The organism is Candidatus Neomarinimicrobiota bacterium, assembly GCA_022573815.1.
Classification (GTDB): domain Bacteria; phylum Fidelibacterota; class SORT01; order SORT01; family SORT01; genus JACZTG01.
On sequence record JACZTG010000050.1, the window covers coordinates 1 to 6,639 of the forward strand.

At 42.5% G+C, this 6,639-nt stretch carries 7 protein-coding genes; all 7 read right to left on the reverse strand.

Annotated elements, in window-relative coordinates; genetic code table 11:
• On the reverse strand, positions 1 to 205 hold a 205-nt coding region (locus tag IIB39_11035), incomplete at its 3' end, for an SDR family NAD(P)-dependent oxidoreductase (GenBank protein ID MCH8929232.1).
• Positions 192 to 1,253 (reverse strand): enoyl-CoA hydratase/isomerase family protein, encoded by a 1,062-nt coding sequence (locus tag IIB39_11040; protein ID MCH8929233.1) that lies wholly within the window; start codon positions 1,251 to 1,253, stop codon positions 192 to 194. The genes IIB39_11040 and IIB39_11035, both read right to left, overlap by 14 nt.
• 26 nt (positions 1,254 to 1,279) lie before the next feature.
• On the reverse strand, positions 1,280 to 2,080 hold the full coding sequence (locus IIB39_11045; GenBank protein ID MCH8929234.1) for a 2-hydroxyglutaryl-CoA dehydratase: 801 nt from the start codon (positions 2,078 to 2,080) through the stop codon (positions 1,280 to 1,282).
• Entirely contained in the window at positions 2,081 to 2,878 is a 798-nt protein-coding gene (locus tag IIB39_11050; protein MCH8929235.1) for a 2-hydroxyglutaryl-CoA dehydratase, read from the reverse strand.
• Positions 2,879 to 2,888: 10 nt separating this feature from the next.
• Positions 2,889 to 4,145 carry a 2-hydroxyacyl-CoA dehydratase gene (locus IIB39_11055; GenBank protein MCH8929236.1) on the reverse strand — a complete coding sequence of 419 codons (1,257 nt, stop codon included), beginning with the start codon at positions 4,143 to 4,145 and terminating at the stop codon, positions 2,889 to 2,891.
• Positions 4,142 to 5,329 carry a 2-hydroxyacyl-CoA dehydratase gene (locus IIB39_11060; protein MCH8929237.1) on the reverse strand — a complete coding sequence of 396 codons (1,188 nt, stop codon included), beginning with the start codon at positions 5,327 to 5,329 and terminating at the stop codon, positions 4,142 to 4,144. Before IIB39_11060 ends, IIB39_11055 begins: the two co-directional genes overlap by 4 nt.
• A 275-nt stretch (positions 5,330 to 5,604) precedes the next feature.
• Positions 5,605 to 6,489 carry a hypothetical protein gene (locus IIB39_11065; GenBank protein ID MCH8929238.1) on the reverse strand — a complete coding sequence of 295 codons (885 nt, stop codon included), beginning with the start codon at positions 6,487 to 6,489 and terminating at the stop codon, positions 5,605 to 5,607.
• Positions 6,490 to 6,639 lie beyond the last annotated feature (150 nt).

A 6,639-nucleotide genomic window follows, 5' to 3' on the forward strand; every position in this document is an offset into this window, starting at 1 on the left:
TATAGTCAGTTACATCGGCTTCAATCGAAATAAATTCTCTTTCGAGAGATGATATTTGTGCAGATAGTTCGGCGGCATCTTCTTTCTCTCCAACAAACGTTATTGCCACATCTGCTCCATGACGGGCAAATCCGATGGCTATCGCAGCGCCGATACCTGTGCTACCACCGGTTATGAGAGCTTTTTTATCTTTAAGAAGAACCATTCAGATCGAGTTTTGAGCCGCATTTACCGCAGTATTCAAATTCAGACGGGATGCCTTTCGCATTACATTTTGGACATTCGTGTTCGTAGGGACCCCATAGAAATTCAATAGAACCGCCATCTGCCATTTTATCCCTGAGCTCTTTGTAACGCGGTTGTCGTTTCTCAACGAATGCCGTCATTCCTTCATATGGCTCCAAGGAGGTGAAGTGCAGGCTTAGCCAATCCCGCGCGTGTCCGATTGTGCTGTGCCAGGCGAAATCTTTGAAGAAATTCATTTGCTGTTTCGTATATCGGGTACATTCATAGAACTTGTCTTTGAGTTTATCGGTCATCGTTTCAACCGCTTCATCAAGTTTGGTCAAGTCGATCGCATACCCGTTTTCTTCTTTCAGTGCCATTCTTATCTCTTCACTGCTTGCGCCTTCTATAAATTCTCCGTCTTTTGTTACCGAAGGAACGACCTGATTTACCAGTCCCCAATCAAGCGCTTTGCTTGGGGAGATAGGTTCATTGAACATAAGGATCTCTCTTGCCCGTCTGTCACCGACAAATAGAGTAAGCCATTGGGTAGCTCCTCCACACGCTACAGAACCTACGCTTGTGCCTACCTGTTTTATGTAAGCATGCTCAGCAATGATAGACAGGTCACAAGCCAATTGCGATTCGTTACCCCCGCCAACAACGATACCGTTCAGGCGCGCAATAGTGGGTTTACCGTTGTTCATGATACTTTCGATGTAACTTCGGAACAATCCCATATACTTCCAATAATCGTGCGGTCTTTTGGTGTATAATTTTTCATATTCCTTCAGATCTCCACCCGTGCAAAATGCTTTGTTACCGGCTCCGGTCATCACTATAACCGCGATTGAATCGTCATAGGACGCATCGTTAAAAGCCTTTGCAAGCTCGATAAGAGACCCTGTGCTATATGCGTTGTAGTTATGCGGTCGGTTTAGGGTAACTGTCGCCACACCATCAGATTTTTCATAACCGATTTCTTTCAAATCAAGTTCTTCTGCTGTCTTTGGAGTGAATTCTTCCATTATATTTCCTTTAATAAGTTTTCTTGCTAATTTTCAGCAAGGTTTTTCTTTTCAAGCCGCATTATGCCTAAAAGCGCTGCGCCTATCGCTCCGGCAAATTCCGAGTCTGCGCTTACGTTTAACGGCGCTTCAAGTTTTTCCTCCAGAGCTTTTATCATCCCTACGTTCTTCGTCACTCCGCCTGTAAGAGTGATCTCGTTTTCGATTCCTACCTGCCGTAGCAGCGCCACTATCCTATCGGTAATGGATTTGTGAGCGCCTTGAACAATATCTTCTACGTCAACACCTTTGGTCACGAGATTAATAACTTCGGATTCAGCGAGTACAGCGCAGATGTTGCTGATAGTCTGTGGATTTTTCGAACCAAGAGAGATACTTCCTATTTCGTCTAACTCGAGTTCAAGCGCAAGCGCCACTCTTTCCAAAAAGCGGCCTGCGCCGGAAGCGCATTTATCGTTCATACGGAATTTTAAGACTCTTCCCTCTTCGTTGATTTTCATGGCTCGCGCGTTCATTGCGCCTATATCAATAATACAACGGGTTTTGGGAAAGATATACAATGCGCCGAACGCATTACTTGTGATGTCGGTAATCTGAATATGTCTGAACGGAACCTGATACCGCCCGAAACCTGTGCTTGCTATATATTCTATTTCATTAAATCTAATACCTTCAATTTGACACGCTTTATTCAATGCCGTTTCCGCTGATTGGGCTAAATATGCTCCCGTCATTGTGGTTCCTCTGCCGAGAATCTTTCCCTTTTTGTCAATCACGACTGCTTTCGTCACTCGCGAACCAACGTCTATGCCTCCGATGAATTCCATTTAGTTAGTTGTAACCGATTTTATTGATGCTCGTTCAAGAGCGAAGAGCGCTGCCCCAATTGCTCCGGTATATTGTGAGTCTTCAGTGGCATTAATTTTTAATTTTAATTTTTCTTTCAGCGCCGCCACCATCCCTATATTTTTTGACACTCCACCGGTGAACGTAAGCTCCGGTTCCAATCCGACCCGCCGCAACAGAGATGAACTCCTTCCCGAAATCGAATTGTGCACGCCTCTGAGAATATCTTCCGGTTTCTTACCCCAGGCGAGATGAGAGATTATTTCCGATTCAACAAAGACGGTACAAACGTTGGTTATCCTCAATGGTTTTTTTGATTTTAGAGATATTACTCCCAAATCGTCCAGAGAGATGTCCATAACTTTTGCCGCGGCTTCGAGAAACTTTCCGGTTCCCGCAGCGCATTTATCATTCATACAGAAATCAATCACTTCACCTTTCGGGCCGACTTTAATTGCTTTTGTATCTTGACCGCCTATATCAAGAATAGTGCGTGTTCCGGGATGAAGATAGTGAGCGCCTTTCGCATGGCAGCTTATCTCCGTAATCTGCGTATCTCCGAACGGTACGCGGAATCGACCGTACCCTGTCCCCACAGTGTAGGCTATGTCCCACTCTTCCACATCAGCCATTTTCAGCGCTTGATTGAATACCCTTTCAGCCGCCTTTACAACATTCGCGCCCGTATGTGTTAATCCACGCGCGATAATTTCACCGTTTTCGTTCATCAGAATTGATTTTGTCGCGGTGGATCCTACGTCTACTCCTGCCACTATCATAAATTTATCCTCAAACTTCTACCAACCTTCTATGTTCGAGTGATTCAAAAAATGCGTCGATCCGATTTCGCATCTGCGCTTCTGAGAAGTATCTCGGGTCCGCGAGATCCGATTCGATGAAGAGCGTTGGAACATTATACTCCCTGATGAACCGCTCTCTCGCATCCGCTTGACCGACAGAAAATGCCCTGCAACTTTTTACCGAATGAATGACAAGAGCGTCTGCGTGGTAATCATCAATATAGCTTTTTATCATTTCAGAGCGCATTTTCCAGTTATAGTTGGTATAGCAATTCGTTGCGTATTCGGCTATGCTTTCGAGAGGTCGAGATGGATCATGCCTGAATCCGAAATCCCAAATGCCGCCGACCTTTGAATAAGTGGATGCAACGACACATACATCCCACTTTTTAAATAACTCCCAAAAGCTTCTGAAATGGGGCCATGGGGGAGGTCCTTCCATTACGATACGAAATTTTTCCTCCGGAATCGGACCGGTTTTATGCTGTATTCGTTCTTCAATTTCTAATTTTGCCTTCTGGTAATATTCGACGCATTCTTCGGTTCCTCTAAGTACATAGATCGGCGCCATGAAAAAGACTGCTTCAAAAAACGCATCAAAAGGAGACGGTTCATTTTTCGCTGACTGTAGTATGTCTACCCAAAGATCTTCGGCCTTTACGGAATTTCCGAGAATCTCTTTCAACTTGTCTTCATCATATTGTATACCGGTCTTCCGCTCGCATACCTCGATGAGTTCTTCAAGTTGCGAACATATATACTTCATATCACCTTTTGTGGGTTTTCCCTCTCTCAAATACGGCACATCCAATATGAATAATTCGGCTCCGTAAGTTTTTGCTAATGCTTCAAACCATTTCACATAGGTCATACATCCTGAATAGGTGCATACGAGCAGGTCAGGGGGAGAAAGTGTCCCGAACGGACCTTTGTTGCCGGACAATATAAGACCTACATCATTTTTTACATATCCGCATACATCGGAAGAATATCCTACATCTTCCGCTTTCATGATAAAATCGCCGGCGACCTTTTTCACTCCGCATTGCAGAGCGTTCACTTCGGGATATACAAGGTGAAAATTGAATACCCTCAATAGTTCGGCTATGTTCCCGCTAATAAAGAGATAAGCGACTTTTTCGCCTTTCTCCTTCGCAGAAGATATTCCCGAATACCAGTTATCAAGCAACTCACGTTGATAAGTCCGGGCAACACCTTGATATTTAAATTTAATTTCGTCCATCATGAAAAGAAAAGTATAGACTCTACAAAAGTCTCGACCTGAGTCTTAATAGATTCAAATACCCCCATTTTTTCTTCAAATTCAAATGACAGATACGGAATATCGTTCTTTTCGAGCGCATCCTTTAAGAGTACATAATCGAACAGAGCCGGCTCGCAGAACTTTGCGGCGCAAAACAGCACTCCCGCGGCAGCGTTTTTTTCAACTTTTTCCAATAAGTGGTCGCTTCTCGAACGATTACCGTCATGTCTTACTGAAGAGGGATAACTCAGATTGATATAAGCTTCAGCAAGATTCCTATAAGGAGACCCTTCAGTTGAAACATCCTCCATAAACCAGCGGTATCCTACCAACAGATCATCGTCCACGATATAACAGCCGGCCTCTTCAAGAAGATGAAGCATATCCAAGGGGGGTTGTTCGCAGAATGAACCTTCTAATATGACTCTTACGCTGTCTCTTTCTCCCTTATCTCTCAACAATACAGATTCCAATAACTTGTCAAGAGTTTCCGAGAAAACGGACTGGGGAACGAGTGTGCCGTATCGAATTATTATGTACAATTCTAATGTTGACAAATTCCAAGGTTCTTTACTTCTAAACTCGTAAAGCTCCCGAAGCTTAGCCCTATTCTCATTATATACAGATATGGATTCGAGAATTGAATCTTCCTTCGGTGTAGAACCGTTCATTGTGCACAGATTATCAGCAAGTCGTTTATATTCGTGAACCAGATAATCTACTGCGCTTTCTGAATACATATTTTGTGGCAGATGAATGAATTCAACCTGGAGATTGGGAAAATTCCTTTCCCAAATTCCGCTCAAATTTTTTGAAACATCGCATATCGAAGGAAATACCATGGCATCCACATCCTTCAGTTTTCCCTTGAGTCCGACTTCAAGAGTGCTGCGTGCTATGGAACAGATGAAAGACTGTATAAGCGAATCAGCATATTCTATTTCAATATCGGAGCCTCCTCCGAATATCCCTATCGGGAACATACCGCAGCCGTCAATAATCTCCCAAGGTGTATAAACAGGGAAGGTTCCTACAGCTAACCCTGTTCTACTCTTCTTCTTCCACTTGTTGATCTCTTGAAAAGGTGATTCGACTTTTCTTCTACATTCAGATATTATTCGGTCAAAAGTCATTGAATATCCATTACCATCCTGATGTGTTTGCAACAGTTCCTAAAACTATTAAACTTCTATTAGCCGACTTTATAGGTATTTTTTTATCCATTCATCACTATTAAAACAACGAGCGTATTATATAAAGTCCAAATATTGTGCCAAAAACGTGATAAGTTAGGTATTAGTATGTTTAAATCTTTTATTTTCAACATGATACATAACCTTTTTAATAGGAGAATTATGGTTATGAATGATATGAATTCTTACTTTTGCAATACATGAATAACGACATTCTCACTGTTGGGAAATACTATGTGAAATTAAAGTTACGACATTGAATTAATGCGATTCGGAAATAGTGCATGCAATAATATATCACTCTCTTTATCTCCCCTCCTCTTAGCCTCTTGTATCATCACCAGCGGACATCCGCACGAACTGCAATCCGCATTCCCTTCAAAAGTGCAAGGTTCTTTTATCTTAAATCGGACATCAAAAGAAATGGCTGAACTTTTGTAAATGCAATTCATCTCTACAGCTCTTTGACGAGATGGTCTGAAAAGCTCAAGAGATTTTTCGGTGTTAAGTAATACTTCCGGGGTTTTTATCTTTAATTGAAGAAGCAGATTCACCGCCATTTCTCGTGATTCCGCCTTCAGTTGAGAAGAACCATTCGTCCCTGACACTTGAAATCCAACCAAAATTCCCTGCGCTTGGGTACGATCCATCAGATCGGGTAATGCTTCGATCTGTTTTATCGATTCAGAGGTGAGAACGGTGAAAATTGCGAATGATTTCGGAGGCATCTTTTTTATTTGTTTCATGGTCTTTGCGTACAATCCTTTGCCGCGTATAGAATCATGAATAGCTTTGGAACCGTCAATTGAAATTAAGATAGAGGCGTTTAGATCTTCGGGAATAGGTAAAATACCCGAAGTAGCAATAGCGTTTCTCGGAAAAAGTTTTATAGCCTCTCTTAGCAAGTTTAACTTTAGCAACGGCTCACCGCCTACCCAGAAAGCGGATTGTATCTCGTACCGGTCTCTAACCAGTTTAAGCTTTTTCAAGTATATTGCATCGGGCAGTTCTGTAGGAATTTCCTGAATATTGGTATAATAATAACAATGATTACACCGAAGCGGACATCGACTGCTGATATCGAATATTCCTATTGATCGCTTGATAGGTTCCCCCCCTGTTTCTAAGATCATATTAATGGTGCGCTCGAAAGTTACACTGAATATGAATAGATTTCAAATGAAGAATTGTAAATATTGGTTTTACTAACCCAACGTCACTTCTGAGTGACCTATCCCCGTAAGTGCCTGATACTCAGCATATGGCGCTGTCCTTTTAAGCCA